Origin of the sequence: Desulfovibrio sp. An276, from assembly GCF_002159665.1 — a bacterium.
Classification (GTDB): Bacteria; Desulfobacterota; Desulfovibrionia; order Desulfovibrionales; family Desulfovibrionaceae; genus Desulfovibrio; species Desulfovibrio faecigallinarum.
Map to the genome: position 1 here is coordinate 20,215 of NZ_NFJC01000029.1, position 16,992 is coordinate 37,206.

Sequence of the window (16,992 nt, forward strand, 5' to 3'; positions counted from 1 at the left end):
TTATTATAAAAGGACATAATAATGAAAAAAAAGTGTATGATTTATGGAAATTGTCAACATACTCATCTTGAACATTTTTTGGAGAAATCTGAGTTCGTTAAATATTTTGAATTAATTAAGATAAAGGATGTATATATAAAAGATAAAACATATCTTGATGATAATACATTAAAATCACTTGATTGTTTTATATATCAGCATATTTCTCATGATTTTGATCCTTTTTTTTGTACAGATTCAATATGTTCTAAATTAAGATCTGATTGTATACGTATTTCCATACCAAATTTTTGGCTTTCAGCATATTTTCCTCAACATATATATAATCCTGTGATTCGTCCTAATAAAAAATATTCTATTGCTCCTTCTGGTATTTTTCCTTACGGTGATGAAAATATTAATAAGCTCCTGTCTGCCGGTATATCTAATGATAATATTGTTAAAATTTTATCTGATCCTGACTTTTATGACTATAAAACTGTGATTTCAAATGTAGAAAAAACACTTTCTACACTTGAAGAGCGAGAAAAACAGTTTCTTATAGATATACCATCTGTTTATTGGATTCGAAAGTATCTTACAAGTAAACAGATCTGCGTAACTGTAAACCATCCAACACGCGATTATTTTATATGGTTAGCTAATAGTATACTTAGTCTACTAGAAATTCGTAGTGATTCATGTGATTATAATGATTTATTTCCATTTTCACATCATATTCATGTTCCTATATATCCTAGTGTGATAAAACACTTAGGACTCAATTTTATTACATCAGATTGTCGCTATGCATTTTATAATGAAAGTAATACATTTGAGCAGTATATTCTCCGATATATTGACCATGCTACCGGCTCAAATATCCCAGGTAAAGATAGTATTGGAATTGATAGAGTAAACGATATTTTTTCTGGAAAAATTAAACTACTTCCATGTGAGCGGAGTAAACAAAAAGTTGAAGAATTGAAAAAATTCTTTACAGGATATAATGAATTTTCCTCAGAGGCTAACGTTGTTATCTGGGGAGAAAAACAAATGACTTATCCTGCTAATTCCTCATGCAAAGATATACCTGGCTTATCTATTATATTTGATGGAACTGGTAATCTTATATGGATCCATAAAAAAGCTATATTCAATAAATCGATTTTTCGTTTACATAAAAATGGATATATTCATATTGGCAATTCTCGTTTTGGGAACTTATTTATAAGTAATAAATTTCATTGTGGGGGGGGGTGTTTCATTGATGATGGCTGTTGTATTTGTGGAGATGAGATTAAAATTAATCTATATGGTCATAACTTTTGTACTATTGGAAAAGGTTGTATTTTTGATGATAAGGTAAAAATCATGTGCTCTGATGGACATACAATCTTTAATAAAGATAAAAATATAGTAAATATAAATAAGCCAGTATATATTGGTGATCATGTTTGGATTGGGTATGGCGTTACATTACTAAAAGGTACATATATTCCTTCTGGTTGTTGTGTAGCGGCTGGAAGCATTGTTAATAAAAAATTTAAAGAAGAAAATTCTATCTTAGCAGGAACTCCTGCCAATTGTATCAAATCAAATATAGAATGGTCAATTAAAAATCCTGAAGATTTTTAATTTATATATAATATTTTTACATAAAAATAAAAAATATTTGCTGTGATAATATATTTTTCAAAAAAAATACCTTTACATATAGTAAAAGTTTTTTTGAAATACAAAGAAAACAATAACGATATATACCATTTTACTATTGGTTGGGGACATAAAATTACAGCTAACAAAGCACGACGTTATGCAGCTCAACACAATCTCCCCTATATAGCCCTTGAAGATGGTTTTCTGCGCTCGCTTGATCTTGGTTGCTCGGGAGTGCAACCACTATCCCTAGTGATAGATCATACAGGCATCTATTACGATGCAACCGAGCCTTCGGATCTGGAAAATCTTCTTAACTCTTCAGATTGGGAGAACCCAGCTCTGTTGGACTCAGCTCGCCGCGCAATGAAGGATATCAATCGCTACCATTTAAGCAAGTACAACCACGCTCCAGATATCTCCAGCGACCTCTGGGGAAATGCTCCAAGTCCTCATGTCTTGGTTCTCGATCAGACTGTGGGAGACGCCAGTGTCTCTCTTGGCATGGCATCTGAAGCTAGCTTCAAGGCCATGCTGGACGAGGTTCTATCGTTGTATCCTCGTGACAGTATCCAAGTCAAAACCCACCCAGACGTTATAGCAAGGAAGAAGCATGGCTTTCTAGCTGACTATGCAAAAAGTCGTGGCGTTCAGATCATCTCGCTTAACTGTTCGCCCCTCTCTCTACTTGCACAGGCGGATGTGGTCTACACAGTCACTTCGCAGATGGGCTTTGAGGCTCTCATGCTCGGCAAGGAAGTGCACTGCTTTGGCATGCCTTTCTATGCAGGATGGGGACTAACGATAGACAAGCAAATCTGTCCCCGCAGAACCAGGAGGCGGAGTCTAGAGGATGTCTTTGCCGCAGCTTATATGCTCTACGCTCGCTACGTGAATCCCATCCGGGAAGAGCGCTGCGATGTCCACGAGACTATCAGCCTCTTGGCAGAGCAGCGCAGGCAAAACGAGCGCAACCGCACGTTTCACGCCTGCCTTGGCTTTCGCTGGTGGAAGAAGCCCTACGCCCTGGCCTATCTGAAATCCACCGGAGGGGAAACAGCATTCTTCCGCAATCCCAAACGAGCCATTGCACAGGCCAAGGCTAGGGGAGGGGAGGTTGTTGTCTGGTCCTCTGCTGTGACCGATGCGCTGCAGCAACAGTGTGATAGGGAGTCCGTGGCTTTGGCTCGCATGGAGGATGGTTTTATTCGTTCCGTGGGCTTGGGCTCTGATTTCAACTGGCCTTATTCCTTGGTGGTGGACCGCAAGGGGATCTACTACGATCCCACGCGGCCAAGCGGTTTGGAAGACCTCCTCAATACTCTTCCAGACCATCCAGACCACAACGTATTGCTTGCTCGAGCAGCTTCCCTGCGTTCTCTGATCCTGGAAAAGGGATTGACCAAGTACAACACAGGCCTCACAGACATCTCTCTGCCGTACCTTCCGGAGGACAAGACAATAGTTCTTGTGCCAGGTCAGGTGGAGGATGACGCCTCTGTGCGCAAGGGCGGCTTTGGCATGGATAATCTGTCTCTCCTGCAAAGGGCTAGGGAGAAAAGGCCCGATGCCTTCATCATCTACAAGCCCCATCCTGATGTGGAGCGAGGAAACAGAAAAGGACGCATAGCGGAGGAGATTGCCCTGCGTTACGCAGACATCATTGTGCGCAACTATCCCATGGGGCAGCTTTTACCCAAGGTACACGAGGTGCACACTTTGACTTCACAGACAGGATTTGAGGCTCTCTTGCGTGGCGTCAAAGTCTGTACCTATGGCGGTCCCTTCTATGCGGGCTGGGGGCTTACAGAGGATACGCAGACATTTCCCAGGCGCACAGCGCATCTCACGCTGGATGAGCTAGTGGCGGGCACTCTCTTATTGTACCCCACCTACTACGATTGGCAGACAGAAAACTTTTGCAGGGCGGAGGATGTCTGTTTTCGTCTGCTGCAGCCCAACGGACAGATGCGTGGCCGTATCTGGGCCAGATTTGTCAATTTCATACGCAACAAACTGCGCCGGAGAGGCTGATGAAAACACATCTCTTCCTCCAGGGGCCACACGGCCCCTTTTTCCGCAGACTGGGAAGCGCCTTGCGAGAGCAGGGGGACAGGGTCATCCGTGTCAACTCCTGCGGCGGCGACGTGTGGGACTGGCCCCTGGCCAACACAAAGCGCTTTCACAAGAAAAACGTCTTCTGGGGAGCCTGGATAGCCGAGCTCATGGACAGGGAAGAAGTAACTGACCTCCATGTCTTTGGGGATTGGCGTCCCCTGCATAGGGAAGCAATTCTTCTTGCCAAGCTTCGAGGCCTCAGGGTCTGGGCCTACGAGGAAGGGTATCTTCGCCCGGACTACATCACCATGGAATCCGGTGGTGTCAACGGCCTCTCCTCCCTGCCCGGGACAAGGGAGGAGATGGCTCGTCTTGCCGCAACCTGTCCGACTCCAGCCGTTCCCAAAAAGCTCGGCAACCCCCAGGTCTACAAGACCTGGATGGCCATAGGGCACTACGCCGGGACCATATTCATGTGGCCCTTCTTTTGGCATTTCCAGACCCATCGTCCGCAGTGCGCGAGCCACGAGGTATGGGGGTGGTTTCTGCGTGTCCTTTCCCGAGCCCGCAGAAAAAAGCGCTCGGCAAAGGAGCTCAAGGCTGCCTATCGCTCCCGTGCTCCCTACTTTCTCTTTCCCCTGCAGCTGGACTCGGACTCGCAGGTCAGACGCTATTCTCCCTACAGCGGCATGAAGGAGGCCATAGCCTGCGTTTTGACTTCTTTTGCTTCCGCAGCACCGGGAAACACCCATATCATTATCCGCAACCACCCCCTGGACAACGGTCTCATCGACTACGCCACCTTCATTGACTCCTTTGCCAAGGCCTGCGGGATACGCGAGCGCGTCCACTTTGTGGAGGGAGCCAAGGCCAACCGCATGATGGACAAGAGTATTGGGGTAGTTGTGCTGAATTCCACCATTGGCATAACGGCCCTGCGTCTGGGCAAGCCCGTGTACTGCGTGGGCACGGCCATCTACGCCATGGAGGGTCTTGCCATAAACAGCGAGCAGATGTCCCTGGACGATTTCTGGCAACAAAAAAGGGCGCCCAAAAGGGACGCCCTGGCGGATTTTGAACGTGTGCTCAAGACCCATGCCCTTGTCAACGGCAATTTCTACACCCCGGAGGGGATCGACACGGCCATTGATGGAATCTTGCACAGACTGGGGAAGGACTTGGATTGATGATAGATGCTGGCAAGTCTGCGCAACATCTTCAGCATGCGTTCTGACAAACCGCTTTGGCGGTCTCGTGTTGTACGTACGGCTAGGTCTGTTCCCCTTTGCCGCATTACGCTGCAAGGCACGGAAGGCTCTCGCGGAATGTTCAACAGCTACGTCTTCATAAACTACCCATGGCATCTGCGCTGTCTTTTGATGGATGCCATCATTCAGGAACTGAGAGTGGTAACTCACGATGGCATTGCTCTCCTAAGTGACTGATATTTTTGATGTCTATCCCAGAAAAACCAATTGCGATTTACCACTCTCTAGGAACTACCTCTCTCTGACAATGCAGAGAAGCGTCTACGTGTGAGCTTTCAGCTTTTCGTGTGCTCAGAAAATCGTTGATCTCAAGAGTGAGCACAGAATCTGAAGAGAGTACAGGTCACAGCACACAAGATGTCTTTTCTGCCTTGTTAAGAAAGATCCAAGCCACAACCTGCGTCCATCTGAGAAAACAGATACTTGCCCCATTAAACCTTACCTTGGGGGACATGTGCAAAGCCAGTTTCAGGAAAGAGTGCCCGAGAAATTGACAGTTATACTGTCAGTTGAACTTTGCTGTTGCATACACTTAACGGGGCATATTTGCAACCTCACACCCGCTTGAAAAAACGTTCGATCAAACCTGCTCCAAGTGAATAAAATACATTGTTCCCATGCTCTTGCTTAGGATGATGTGAACTTCCGCTTACTGACAGTATAACTGTCAATCATACAGAGCATTGCGTACCAGAAAGTTGGTCTTGCGTGCTCTTTGTGGGGGGAAAGTATCCGTATGTCAGAGCTCATTGAACCGGGCACTCAGGCCCTTTGTCCTGCAAACAAGCAGGAAAGCAGGGATGAAGTGGCTTTTGCCACTTCCGTCCTGCAACAGGAGGCTCATGCCCTGACTCTGATGGCGCAGGGGCTCACCCCCGCTTTCTGCGAGGTGGTGGACTGCCTCTATGACATCAGGGGGCGCATAGCCGTCACCGGCATGGGCAAGAGTGGGCATGTGGCCCGCAAGGTTGCGGCTACTCTGGCGTCAACCGGCTCGCCCGCCTATTTCATCCACCCGGCCGAGGCAAGCCATGGTGACTTGGGCATGCTCACGCCCCGTGACGCAGTCATCGCCTTCTCCTCCTCCGGCAATACGAGCGAGCTGCAGGACATCGTGCAGTACGCGGTTCGCAGAAGCCTGCCCCTCGTAGCCATCACCCGCAACGCGGACAGCATGCTCGCAAGACACGCGACCCATACCCTGCTTTTTCCCCTTGTGCCGGAGGCGGATCCTTTGGACTGCGCGCCCACCACCTCCACGACATTGCAGATGGCCCTGGGCGACGTGCTGGCCCTGACATTGATGCGCCGCCGCGGCTGCTCGCCAGAGGAGTTTCATCGCTGGCACCCTGGGGGCTCCCTGGGACGCAAGCTGCTCACTGTTAGAGAAATCATGCACACAGGCGACGAGATGCCTCTTCTTTCAGGCTCAAGTCCCATGTCCGAGGTCCTGTGCGCCATGACAGGCAAGGGCTTTGGGGTGACCGGTGTTCTTGAGAACGAGCACCTTGTTGGCATTATTACGGACGGTGACCTGCGCCGTCACATGGGGCCCGGGCTCATGGACAAGAAGGCACGCGAAGTCATGACTCGTGAACCGGTTGTTGTGCCCGAATCTGCCCTTGTGGTGGCAGCGCTTAGGCTCATGCAGAAAAACAGGATCACCTCCCTCTTTGTGACCAGGGATGAAAGGCCTGTTGGCATCCTCAATGTGCACGACTGCCTGCGCGCGGGGGTAGAATAATGCGTATGCCTATTCTTGTGCCCAGACTTGCGCTGGTGCTGGCTCTCTGCATCATTTTGCCTGCCTGCGCCCTGCGTGGCTCTGGCAAGAGTGCGTTGGAATCAGAGGTTCCCCCGACGCCTACCTTTGCGGAACAGGTGGCCGGGCTTCCCAATGGTGTAGCACAGCCCTTTGCCCAAAGTCCCTACGGCGCTGTCACCGTGACTGCCGGCTCAACCTATATCTCGGGTCTTGGCAACCAGTGCCGCCCCATCAATATCGTCCAGGGCGCCATGCAGTACAGGGCAGCAGTCTGCCAGGAAGAGCATGGCTGGCGCGTCATCCCCACCATTTTTGACAACATGCCGAGATGACCCAGGCAGTTCCCACACCGTCAGTTTCGTCTGCCCTCACAGTGCAGGGCAGGGTGATCTACGCCCTTGCCATGCGCGAGGTACACACCCTCTACGGCAATACCAGGCTGGGGTATCTTTGGGCGATCATCCAGACTGCGTTCAATATCGCAGTCTTCTGGGGAATGCGTGAATTTCTCGGGGCACACGCGCCCCACGGCATGGGCATGGCCGTGTTTATGCTCTGCGGCTTTATCCCTTGGTACATGTTCAGTGATACTGCAGTGCGCTGTATGACCGCTGTGCGTGCCAATCAGGCATTGTTGACCTTTCCCCAAGTGACGGAACTAGACCTTATGATCGCAAGGCTCATCGTGGTTTGGGGCACCCAACTCCTTTGTGCTGGCATTCTTCTTTCTATAGGTGTTGCCTTGGGTGAGCCTGTGGAACTGCGCCACCTAGAATCCCTTGCAGCCACCCTGTTCGTGGCGCCTCTGCTTGGCTGGGGCGTGGGGCTGATTTTCGCCTCCCTAGCGCGTTTTTGGACTACCTTGGAGAGACTTGTCCCCATATTGATGCGTTTTCTCTTTTTTGCCTCTGGACTGTTCTTTCAGGTGTCCGAGCTGCCTGCCCGTTTTTCGGAACCTCTTCTGTACAATCCCGTGGCCCAGATCATCGAGTGGCAGCGCTACGGCTTCTCGGCCTCCTGCGCTCCCCCCATGTACAGCATAGGCTACATACTCGTGTGGTGCTTTGTCTCCATCAGTCTTGGCCTGCTTCTTGAGCGCTATGCTCGCGGGAGGGAAATCAAGTGATTGAGCTCTCCCATATCTATAAATCCTATCGTCTGCCCCACGGCAAGGTGAAGGACGTCCTCTACGACGTCAGCATCACCTTTCGTCCCGGTGTAAATATGGGGATCTTGGGCTTGAATGGACAGGGAAAATCTACGCTTATCCGTATTATCAGCGGCACAGAGCGTCCCGATAGAGGCACAATAGTTCGCAAGGGACGAGTTTCCTGGCCCATAGGTTTTTCCGGTTGTTTCAACGGCAGTTTGACAGGAAGGGAGAATCTTCGTTTCACCAGCCGCATCTACGGCGCGAACATCCAGGAAGTGACGGATTTTGTGGAGGACTTTACAGAGCTTGGCCCCTACATGGACATGCCCGTGAAAACCTATTCTTCAGGTATGCGCTCCAAGCTGGCCTTTGGCCTCAGTATGTCCATAGGCTTTGATTTCTACCTCATAGACGAGGCTTGGTCTGTTGGCGATGCCTCCTTCAGGGCCAAGGCTGAGAAGCTTTTTGCGGAGCGCAAGGCGCACGCGACCCTTGTTGTCGTCTCTCACAGCGTCGCCACCATCCGCAAGAATTGTGACAGCGCGGCTGTTCTGAACAATGGTATTTTGACTGTGTATGACAAACTGACAGACGCTCTGCGCGTGTATACGGGGATATGCAATGCCGGACACTAACAAGACAATCACGGCTTCTGAGGCAGTCAAAGCTGCGTCAGCTGCGCCTGTGAAGCCTGCGGCTGTGGCAGCTGGGGAGAACAAGGCTCCGAACGCTGCGCCCGCAAAGCCGGTATCTGTGAGCAAGCCTGCAGTGGCCGCGGCAAAGCCCCCACTGGCTGATAAAACAGCAGCGTCTTCAGTTCAGCCCAAGGACGCGCCGAAGACTCCAACAGCAAGTCCTGCAAAGCCTGCGGCAGCTGCGCAAGGCAGGGCTTCGGCTGCGGCTTCAGTCGCAAAGCCTGCAACAGTGAGCAAGCCAGAGGAGTAATCCACAATGCCCGCAGGCACTACTGCGACTTCTGTCCAGCCCGACGCCAAAACTGCTGCGCTCGCAAAATCTACAACAGTGAGCAAGTCCGCGACCTCAACAGCAAGGCCAGTGGGGGCCGCTACAGCTGCGTCTCCAGTTCAGCCCAAGGCCTCGGCAACGCCGAAGTCTTCAACCGCATCTCCAGCAAAGCCTGCAGCGGCCGCGCAAGGCAAGGCTCCTGCACAGCCAGCGAACAAGCCGGCAGCGGCCACAGCAAAGCCTACTGGGGCCGAGAAGTCTGTTGCGGACCAGTCACAGACCAAGGTTAATGCAGGGTCTCCTGCAAAGTCTGCTGGTGAGGACAAGCGGAACCTTCCCTCTGCCAGTGCAGGAAATGACCTTGAGAAAAAAGAGGATGGGAAGCCTGCCACCAGTCGAGGAGGCAAGCTTGTCATACCCGATCTGATCCTGACTGCTCATCCGGTAGTCACGACTGTCGAGAAGATAACCTCGCGCCTGTCCCCTAGAATGAAGCTTGTGCTCTTTTGCCTGCTTGTGCCGACATTTCTGTCTCTTATCTATTTCGGCCTGTGGGCTTCCCCCATGTACATAGCGGAAGCCCGCTTCGCGGTGCGTGGGGCCGAGAACGGCGTGATTGACACCGGCGGACTGGCTTCAATGCTGTTGCCAGCGGGCTCCACCATCGGCACGGATGTCAACATCGTGACCGAGTATATCCAGTCTCCGGACATCATGGAGGCAGTAGACAAGGAACTGCACATCTTTGCTCACTTCGCAAGCCACGACTACGACATCATAAGCCGTCTTGAGTCGGACGCCACGCGCGATGAACGCCTTGATTATTGGCAATGGGCTGTAAAGCCGTCCCTGGATCCGGAAACAGGCATAGTCGCGTTGAGCGTCAAGGCCTACGAGCCAGACGTAGCCAAAAAGCTTGCGGAAGCAGTGCTCGCCAAGAGCGAGGCCCTTGTCAACGCCATGAGCCGCAGGGCTCAGGATGACGCCATTACCCTCGCCATGCGCGAGGTGAAAACTGCAGAAGGACGGGTAAGCAAGGCCCAGGAAGCCATGCGGAATTTCAGGGATCGCAGCGGCATGCTGGATCCGACCAGTACCGCCGGAGGCCTGCAGGGCATTGTCAGTGAGCTGGAAAGCGAAGTGGTGAAGACCAAGGCTCAGATTGCCGAGGCCTCCACCTACATGAGCAAGGACGCTCCGGCTTTGGTGGGACTGAGGGCTCGTTTGGCCGCGGTAGAAAAGCAGCTTGCGGCGGAAAAATTGCGTCTGGCTGGCGAGGCCAAGTCTGGGAGTATGACTTCCATTGCCGGAGAATACGAGGATCTGCAGATCGAGAGCGATTTTGCCCGTCAGCAGCTTGTGTCCGCCATGACCTCGCTGGAGGCTGCCAGGGTGAAGGCCGAGGCACAGTCCCGCTACGTGGTCGCCTTCCAGGTTCCTGTCTTGCCCGATGAATCTCTCTACCCACGTCCCTTCCTATTTACGCTCTTTGTGTTTGTAGGCGCTCTCGTGATCGTTGGGATTTGTTCTCTGATTATCGCTGCCGTGCGCGAGCACGCGGGATTTTAATATTAGCCATGAAAAGCCAACTTCTCCTTTCCCTCATCCTGATGCTGACACTGGCAAGTCCTGTCCTTGCGGTAGTCACTCCGCAGCAGACCGCCAATCAGGCAACCAGTCAGGCCACCTATGGTGGCACCATGGGCAAATCCGGCAACCCCAATCCCGGCGGAAACGGGGGCATACAAGGCATGCCGGCTACAAGGCCTCCATCCTATCTGCCTTCCGGCTACCAACAGGCAAATCAGCAGGGGCAACAACTTCCTGGTCAGTATGGGCAATTTGGCCAGTACGGTCAGGCTGGGATGCTCCAGGGACAGATGTCACCCCAGGATATGCAAAAGCAGTCCGCGTCCGGCCTTCCTGCCTGGGCGCAGGGACACTACCTTGGCGATTTGACGCTAGGCCTGCAGCCCTTTGGCGCCAACCTTTTCCAGGGAAACTTTGCCTCTACCTATGGCAGCGGCATGAATGGCGACTACGTCATTCTGCCAGGTGATCGTATTACTGTCCGCATCTGGGGGGCAAGAAGCTACGACGACGTGCTTTTCGTGGATCAGCAGGGCAACATCTTCCTGCCGGAAGTGGGACCAGTGCAGGTGGCTGGGCTGACACAAAGCTCCTTGTCCCAGGCTGTGCGCTCCAAGCTGACTGCCGTATTCCCGGAAAACGTGAACATCTACGTGAACCTGCAAAGCGCCCAGCCTGTGGCTGTCTATGTAGCCGGCAATGTGCCAAATCCAGGCCGTTACGCCGGTGGTCCCCAGGATTCCGTCATGTCCTATCTGGACAGGGCTGGGGGAATCCTGCCAGAGCAGGGAAGCTACAGAAATATCAAGATACTGCGTGGCAAGAAGACCATAGGTCGCGTGGATCTCTACAAGTATATTCTCTACGGCGATCTGCCCAATATTCGCCTGAAGGATGGAGATACCATATTGGTGGAATCCTTTGGCATGTCCGTGGCTGCCTATGGCATGCTGCGTCAGGCAGCTCGCTACGAATTCTTGGGATCTGCCAGGGGCAGGGATCTGTTGACCTACGCCATGCCCATGAACGGCGTCTCCCACGTAAGCGTGGTCGGCACTCGCAATGGCGCTCCCTATAATGTCTATGTGACTTTGAAGGACTTCCGTTCTCTGCGTCTTGAGGATGGGGATAGGGTGGAATTTGTGGCGGACACTCGTGGACATACCATCATGGTGGCAGCCTCCGGCGCCATCCACGGAGCCTCGCGTTTTCCTGTGCTCAAGGAAACCAAGCTGAAAACACTATTGGAATACGTGTCCGTGGAACCAGAGCTTGCGGACATCAATTCCATCTATATCCGCCGCAAGAGTGTGGCAGCGGAACAGAAGGTGATTATTCAGGACGCCTTGCGTCGGCTTGAGCAAAGCGCTCTGACTGCCACGTCCTCCTCCGTCGATGAGGCCCAGATCCGCGTCAAGGAAGCCGAGCTCATCCAGAATTTTGTGCAGCGCGCCTCGCAGATGGAGCCAGATGGCGTTCTGGTCGTCTCCAGAGACGGCAAGATTTCCGATGTCCTTCTGGAAGAAGGGGACGAGATCATCATCCCCAGAAAAACCGACGTGGTCCATGTTTCGGGTGAAGTGCTCATCCCCACTGCAGTCACCTGGGAGAAGGGACTCAAGCTGAAAGGATATTTGAATGGAGCAGGGGGGCTGTCCGACCGTGCCGATTCCAGCAACATCCTGATCGTCGGCCTGAACGGTGAAGTCTCACGTGCCAGGGGACAGGAGATTGAGCCTGGGGATCGCATCTTGGTCATGCCCAAGTTTGATTCCAAGAATCTGCAACTGGTCAAGGACGTGACCCAAGTGCTGTACCAGATGGCAGTTGCCGTCAAGGTCGCTGTGGGCCTGTAGGAGTAGCCATGGGATTTGCGCTTGAATTTCACGGCAAAAGCATAGGGCAAATGGACAATAAGGCCCCCTTGTTCTGCATTGTGGGTCCCTGTGCGATCGAGGGCAGGATACATGCCCTCGAAGTGGCGGCTGCTTTGAAGGAGATCTTTGCGAAGGTCGGCATGCCCTTTGTTTACAAGTCTAGCTTTGACAAGGCCAACCGTTCCTCCGGTTCGTCCTTTCGCGGCGTGGGCATGGCAGAAGGCTTGTCCATTCTGGCAGAGGTCCGGGACAAGGTGGGCGTTCCTGTTTTGACGGACGTGCATTTGCCGGAGCAGGCAAAACCTGTGGCCGAAGTCGTGGACATGCTGCAGACGCCTGCCTTCCTTTGCCGTCAGACGGATCTCATTGAGGCTGTGGCTGCCACGGGCAAGCCAGTCAACATCAAGAAGGGACAGTTCCTTGCCCCTTGGGAGATGGAAAACGTGCTCGCAAAAGCCACAGCCACAGGCAATGAGCGTATTTGTCTGTGCGAGCGTGGCACAAGCTTTGGCTACGGCAACCTGGTTGTGGACATGCGTGGGCTTGAGATCATGAAGCAAACTGGCGCGCCGGTTCTCTTTGACGCGACCCATTCCGTGCAGCTTCCAGGCGCTCAAGGCTCTTGCAGCGGGGGACAAAGAGAATTTGTGCCGGTTCTGGCCAGGGCAGCAGTGGCCGTGGGTATAGCCGGGATTTTCATGGAGGTGCATCCGGATCCTGACAAGGCTCCCTGTGATGGTCCAAATATGTTGGCTCTGAAAGAGTTACCAAGGCTACTCGCTGACTTGAAGGCTTTTGACCGCTTGGCAAAGGAGGGTAGGGCATGAAAACTGTAGCTGTTATTCCCTCGCGTTATGGTTCGACCCGTCTGCCGGGAAAGCCCTTGCTTGATATTTGCGGCAAGTCGCTCATTCAGCGTGTCTGGGAGATGGTCGCCCATGTCCACAATATTGATGAAATCATAGTAGCGACGGATGACGATCGTATTGCGAAAACCGTACAAGATTTTGGCGGTAGGGCGATGGTAACGTCTTCCGATTGTCAGTCGGGCTCTGACAGGGTGCGAGAGGTAGCGCAAACTGTAGACGCTGACGTGTACGTCAATGTCCAGGGGGATGAACCACTGCTTGAGCCTTCGGCCATAGAAAAATTGCTGGACGTCTTTGCACAGGATGCCAATGTGCAGGTGGCGACCTTGTGCTCCCCCATAAACCAGGAAGAAGCCATGTCTCCCAACTTGGTCAAGGTCGTCCGTGATCATGCTGGCAACGCGCTGTACTTCAGCCGTGCCCCTCTACCCTTTGTGCGCGAGGCAAACGAGACTGGGGAGTATTTGGGGCATATCGGGATCTACGCCTACAGGCGGGAAGCTTTGCGCGCCTTTTCCTCCTTGCCAGCTTCACCTCTGGAACAGGCGGAGAAACTGGAACAACTGCGTTTTTTACAGGCAGGGATTCCAATTCGTGTGCTTGAGGTCCCCAGGATGGGAGTCGGGGTCGACACGCAGGATGATCTGGAAAGAGTACGGACTGTGATCCGTGAGCGGCGCATGGCAGAAGCTCTGGAACGGTTGAAGCATGTCAAGCTGGTTGTGACAGATGTTGACGGAGTGCTGACGGACGGCGGGCTGTATTATGGTCCTGAGGGAGAGTGCCTCAAGCGCTTCAATGCCAGGGACGGACTTGGAGTCAGGCTGCTACAGAAGGCAGGGATACAGGTGGCGATACTCTCTGGAAGAGATTGCCCTGCGCTGAGAAAAAGGATTGAGGATTTGGGAATAACCGAAGCTGTCTTGGGGCAACTGGACAAGCGGATGGCATTGGCAGGGATTATGGAGCGTTGTGGTGTCACAGCAGAGGAAGTCGCTTTTATCGGGGATGACGTACCGGATATGGAAGTCTTTGGAATGTGTGGAGTGTCTGTGACTGTGGGGGATGCGCCTGAGATTGTAAAGGATAGGGCGAATTTTGTGATGAAAAGCTGTGGAGGACGAGGAGCATTCCGAGAGTTGGTGGACTCAATCCTAGAGGTAAAACCTGTCGCATTGCAGGCAGAGAGGACTTATGACTCATGATGTCTCGTTCTTCCGTAGTAGTCTATCCTCATTCAAAAAAATACTATCGCTATCTAAAAAAATTTATTCTATATATCGTAGAATAAAAGAAAATATTATCTATATAATAGCAACACATATATTTAAACAGGATAAGATAGTTCTATTATCGTCATCTGATAATGATAAATTTGGTAATATAACAGCATTGTCAAAAGAATTATACGCACAAGGAATGCCATATATTTTGCTTGAACAAATACAATTAAAAAATAATATTTATAAATATTTAAAAACTTTAGCTAAAGCACGAGTAATTGTTATAGATGCAACATCACCATCTGCTCGTATAAAACTTAGTAAAAATACAAGTTTAATTCATTGTTGGCATGCATGTGGAGCTTATAAAAAAATTGGCTTTGATGCTAAAAGAAAAAATTATAATAAAGATAGTGAGGAAAAACGAATTAGAAGAATACATAGAGGAATTTCTTGGTTTGTGTGTACTTCTGAAGAAACAGCAAAAATATATGCTAAAGCATTTCATTTGCCGTTTGAGAGAATGTTAATTTTTGGAAGTCCACGTTTAGATTCTATTATTAAAAAATATAATTTTTCTGATCCCAAAATTTACACAATTCTTTATGCTCCAACATATCGTACTTATGGAAAAAATATACGCAATTTACCGCAATTACCAGATGCAAAATTTTTGCGACAAGAGTTAATTTACAAGCTTGGAGAGAATGTTCGTCTAGCATTTCGTGGGCATCCTACGGCACCTCCCCCTATAGATCTTAATGGCTGGGAAGATTGGTCAGATGTCCCTCAATCAGAGGCACTGTTTCGGGCATCAGTTTTAATAACAGATTATTCATCAATATTTTTTGACTTTTTGATTTTTAATCGTCCAATAATATTTTATATACCTGACATTGATATTTATATAAATAATGAAAGAAGTCTTTATTTTTTACCAGATAAAGAATTTAAAGAAACAATTTGTGTAGATGAAAGTGATCTTGTAGATGTTTTAATTAAATGTCGTAATTTAAAAGTAAACTATATAAATTTATGGAATAAATATATGTTAGCATGTGATGGAAATTCATCAAAACGACTATGTTTATTTATTAAAAAAATCATGAAAGGAGAAATACAATGAATTATGCAGTATTACTTGCTGGTGGTACAGGAACAAGAATGAAAGCACATTCAATACCAAAGCAATTTCTTGAAATAGGTGGTGAACCAATATTAAAATTAACAGTAGATAAATTTTTATCTTGTCCAAATATTGATCATATAATTGTAGCAGCGCCAACGATTTGGATGAGTCATTCTAAAGATATTTTAAATGATGAAAGATTTAAAAATATACATATATGTGAAGGTGGATATACAAGACAAGAGTCGTTGTATAAAGCTGTAAAATATATAGAAACAATTTTTAAAACTGATGATAATGATATAATTATATCACATGATGTAGCTAGACCATTTGTATCTTTACGAGTAATTGAAGAAAATATAAAATTAATAAAACAATATGATGCTGTTGATACAGTAATACCTGCAACGGATACGATAGTTGAGTCTAAAGATAAAATTCTAATCTCTAAAATCCCAGATAGAAGAAATATGTATCAAGGACAAACACCACAAACATTTAAACGAAAAAAATATTTAGAAATATATGAATCATTAGATCAAAAATATTTAGAAACTGTAACTGATGCAGCAAAAATATTGATAGAGCATAATTGTTCTGTAGGATTAGTACAAGGAGATGAATTTAATATAAAGATAACTACAGAATATGACCTTAGAATTGCAAATTTTTTATTGGAAGCAAACTATGATTAAACAAATTATTAGACTTATACGACCTGGACTTTTTTTACCATGTTTTGTGATAGAAAATCCTAAAAAAAATGATATTTTAGTAAGACCTAGATATTTATCAATATGTGCTGCAGATCAAAGATATTATCAAGGAAATCGTCCTCCTGAAATTTTAGCAAAAAAATTACCTCTAGCTTTATTTCATGAAGCAGTAGGAGAGATATTACGTGATCCATCTGGTGAACTAAAATCAGGTACATTTTGTGTTCTCTTACCTGGAGGAATTGATTCATTAAATGATGAAAGTAACTATAAACAAGAAGCGTTTTTTAGATCGAGCAATGCTGATGGTTTTTGTCAAGAAATAATGTGTTTAGATAGACGTGAGTTGTTACCTATTCCTAATGATCCAATATGGCCGTATGTATTTACTGAATTAATGAGTGTATGTTGTCAAGCATTAAGAAAATTAGAAAAAGTAATTTCTATTAATAAAAAAATAAAAATTGGAATATGGGGTGATGGGGCTATGTCTTATATGATGGCTCTAACATTAAATCAATTAAGACCAGAATGCGAATTATTTATTTTTGGAAAACATGATGATAAATTAATAAATTTTTCATTTGTAAAACAAAAAATTAATATAGCTGATGTATCAAATAGAACAAAAATAGATGTTGCAATAGAATGTGTTGGTGGATCAGGTGCACAAAGTGCAATAAAACAAGCTATAGAAAAATTAAATCCAACAGGAAGTTTACTTCTCATGGGAGTAT

Annotated in this window: 15 protein-coding genes; all 15 read left to right on the forward strand. The window is 48.5% G+C overall.

What is annotated here, in order from left to right:
• Positions 1–21 precede the first annotated feature (21 nt).
• Complete coding sequence (locus tag B5F76_RS10995; RefSeq protein ID WP_087354497.1) at positions 22–1,617, forward strand: WcbI family polysaccharide biosynthesis putative acetyltransferase; 1,596 nt, start codon at positions 22–24, stop codon at positions 1,615–1,617.
• A gap of 42 nt (positions 1,618–1,659) precedes the next feature.
• Entirely contained in the window at positions 1,660–3,672 is a 2,013-nt protein-coding gene (locus B5F76_RS11000) for a capsular polysaccharide biosynthesis protein (RefSeq protein ID WP_239407037.1), read from the forward strand.
• Complete coding sequence (locus B5F76_RS11005; RefSeq protein ID WP_087354499.1) at positions 3,672–4,883, forward strand: capsule biosynthesis protein; 1,212 nt, start codon at positions 3,672–3,674, stop codon at positions 4,881–4,883. Before B5F76_RS11000 ends, B5F76_RS11005 begins: the two co-directional genes overlap by 1 nt.
• An 817-nt stretch (positions 4,884–5,700) precedes the next feature.
• Complete coding sequence (locus tag B5F76_RS11010) at positions 5,701–6,708, forward strand: KpsF/GutQ family sugar-phosphate isomerase (RefSeq protein ID WP_087354501.1); 1,008 nt, start codon at positions 5,701–5,703, stop codon at positions 6,706–6,708.
• Positions 6,708–7,061: a hypothetical protein gene (locus tag B5F76_RS11015; RefSeq protein ID WP_087354503.1), complete on the forward strand. Its 354-nt coding sequence runs from the start codon at positions 6,708–6,710 to the stop codon at positions 7,059–7,061. Before B5F76_RS11010 ends, B5F76_RS11015 begins: the two co-directional genes overlap by 1 nt.
• Complete coding sequence (locus tag B5F76_RS11020; protein WP_087354505.1) at positions 7,058–7,855, forward strand: ABC transporter permease; 798 nt, start codon at positions 7,058–7,060, stop codon at positions 7,853–7,855. Before B5F76_RS11015 ends, B5F76_RS11020 begins: the two co-directional genes overlap by 4 nt.
• Positions 7,852–8,517, forward strand: coding sequence for an ABC transporter ATP-binding protein (locus B5F76_RS11025; protein ID WP_087354507.1), 666 nt, complete (start codon positions 7,852–7,854; stop codon positions 8,515–8,517). The genes B5F76_RS11020 and B5F76_RS11025 overlap by 4 nt, the downstream gene beginning before the upstream one ends.
• On the forward strand, positions 8,504–8,827 hold the full coding sequence (locus tag B5F76_RS14565; RefSeq protein WP_144268465.1) for a hypothetical protein: 324 nt from the start codon (positions 8,504–8,506) through the stop codon (positions 8,825–8,827). Before B5F76_RS11025 ends, B5F76_RS14565 begins: the two co-directional genes overlap by 14 nt.
• 6 nt (positions 8,828–8,833) lie before the next feature.
• Positions 8,834–10,417 carry a capsule biosynthesis protein gene (locus B5F76_RS15375; RefSeq protein ID WP_087354509.1) on the forward strand — a complete coding sequence of 528 codons (1,584 nt, stop codon included), beginning with the start codon at positions 8,834–8,836 and terminating at the stop codon, positions 10,415–10,417.
• An 8-nt stretch (positions 10,418–10,425) separates the two neighbouring features.
• Positions 10,426–12,294, forward strand: a complete 1,869-nt coding sequence (locus B5F76_RS11035) for a polysaccharide biosynthesis/export family protein (protein WP_087354511.1) — start codon at positions 10,426–10,428, stop codon at positions 12,292–12,294.
• An 8-nt stretch (positions 12,295–12,302) separates the two neighbouring features.
• Entirely contained in the window at positions 12,303–13,142 is an 840-nt protein-coding gene (kdsA, locus tag B5F76_RS11040) for a 3-deoxy-8-phosphooctulonate synthase (RefSeq protein WP_087354513.1), read from the forward strand.
• Positions 13,139–14,389, forward strand: coding sequence for a 3-deoxy-manno-octulosonate cytidylyltransferase (kdsB, locus tag B5F76_RS11045; RefSeq protein ID WP_087354515.1), 1,251 nt, complete (start codon positions 13,139–13,141; stop codon positions 14,387–14,389). The genes kdsA and kdsB overlap by 4 nt, the downstream gene beginning before the upstream one ends.
• Positions 14,379–15,533, forward strand: coding sequence for a CDP-glycerol glycerophosphotransferase family protein (locus B5F76_RS11050; protein ID WP_087354517.1), 1,155 nt, complete (start codon positions 14,379–14,381; stop codon positions 15,531–15,533). The genes kdsB and B5F76_RS11050 overlap by 11 nt, the downstream gene beginning before the upstream one ends.
• A complete protein-coding gene (locus B5F76_RS11055; protein WP_087354519.1) occupies positions 15,530–16,234 on the forward strand; it encodes an IspD/TarI family cytidylyltransferase in 705 nt (234 codons plus the stop codon). Before B5F76_RS11050 ends, B5F76_RS11055 begins: the two co-directional genes overlap by 4 nt.
• Positions 16,235–16,280: 46 nt before the next feature.
• On the forward strand, positions 16,281–16,992 hold a 712-nt coding region (locus B5F76_RS14570; RefSeq protein ID WP_162608816.1), incomplete at its 3' end, for an alcohol dehydrogenase catalytic domain-containing protein.

Bases quoted from the DNA above. Each gene is read 5' to 3' on its own strand.
- B5F76_RS10995 (WP_087354497.1), top strand. From the start codon at position 22: ATGAAAAAAAAGTGTATGATTTATGGAAATTGTCAACATACTCATCTT.
- B5F76_RS11005 (WP_087354499.1), top strand. From the start codon at position 3,672: ATGAAAACACATCTCTTCCTCCAGGGGCCACACGGCCCCTTTTTCCGC.
- B5F76_RS11010 (WP_087354501.1), top strand. From the start codon at position 5,701: ATGTCAGAGCTCATTGAACCGGGCACTCAGGCCCTTTGTCCTGCAAAC.
- B5F76_RS11015 (WP_087354503.1), top strand. From the start codon at position 6,708: ATGCGTATGCCTATTCTTGTGCCCAGACTTGCGCTGGTGCTGGCTCTC.
- B5F76_RS11020 (WP_087354505.1), top strand. From the start codon at position 7,058: ATGACCCAGGCAGTTCCCACACCGTCAGTTTCGTCTGCCCTCACAGTG.
- B5F76_RS14565 (WP_144268465.1), top strand. From the start codon at position 8,504: ATGCCGGACACTAACAAGACAATCACGGCTTCTGAGGCAGTCAAAGCT.
- B5F76_RS15375 (WP_087354509.1), top strand. From the start codon at position 8,834: ATGCCCGCAGGCACTACTGCGACTTCTGTCCAGCCCGACGCCAAAACT.
- B5F76_RS11035 (WP_087354511.1), top strand. From the start codon at position 10,426: ATGAAAAGCCAACTTCTCCTTTCCCTCATCCTGATGCTGACACTGGCA.
- kdsA (WP_087354513.1), top strand. From the start codon at position 12,303: ATGGGATTTGCGCTTGAATTTCACGGCAAAAGCATAGGGCAAATGGAC.
- kdsB (WP_087354515.1), top strand. From the start codon at position 13,139: ATGAAAACTGTAGCTGTTATTCCCTCGCGTTATGGTTCGACCCGTCTG.
- B5F76_RS11050 (WP_087354517.1), top strand. From the start codon at position 14,379: ATGACTCATGATGTCTCGTTCTTCCGTAGTAGTCTATCCTCATTCAAA.
- B5F76_RS11055 (WP_087354519.1), top strand. From the start codon at position 15,530: ATGAATTATGCAGTATTACTTGCTGGTGGTACAGGAACAAGAATGAAA.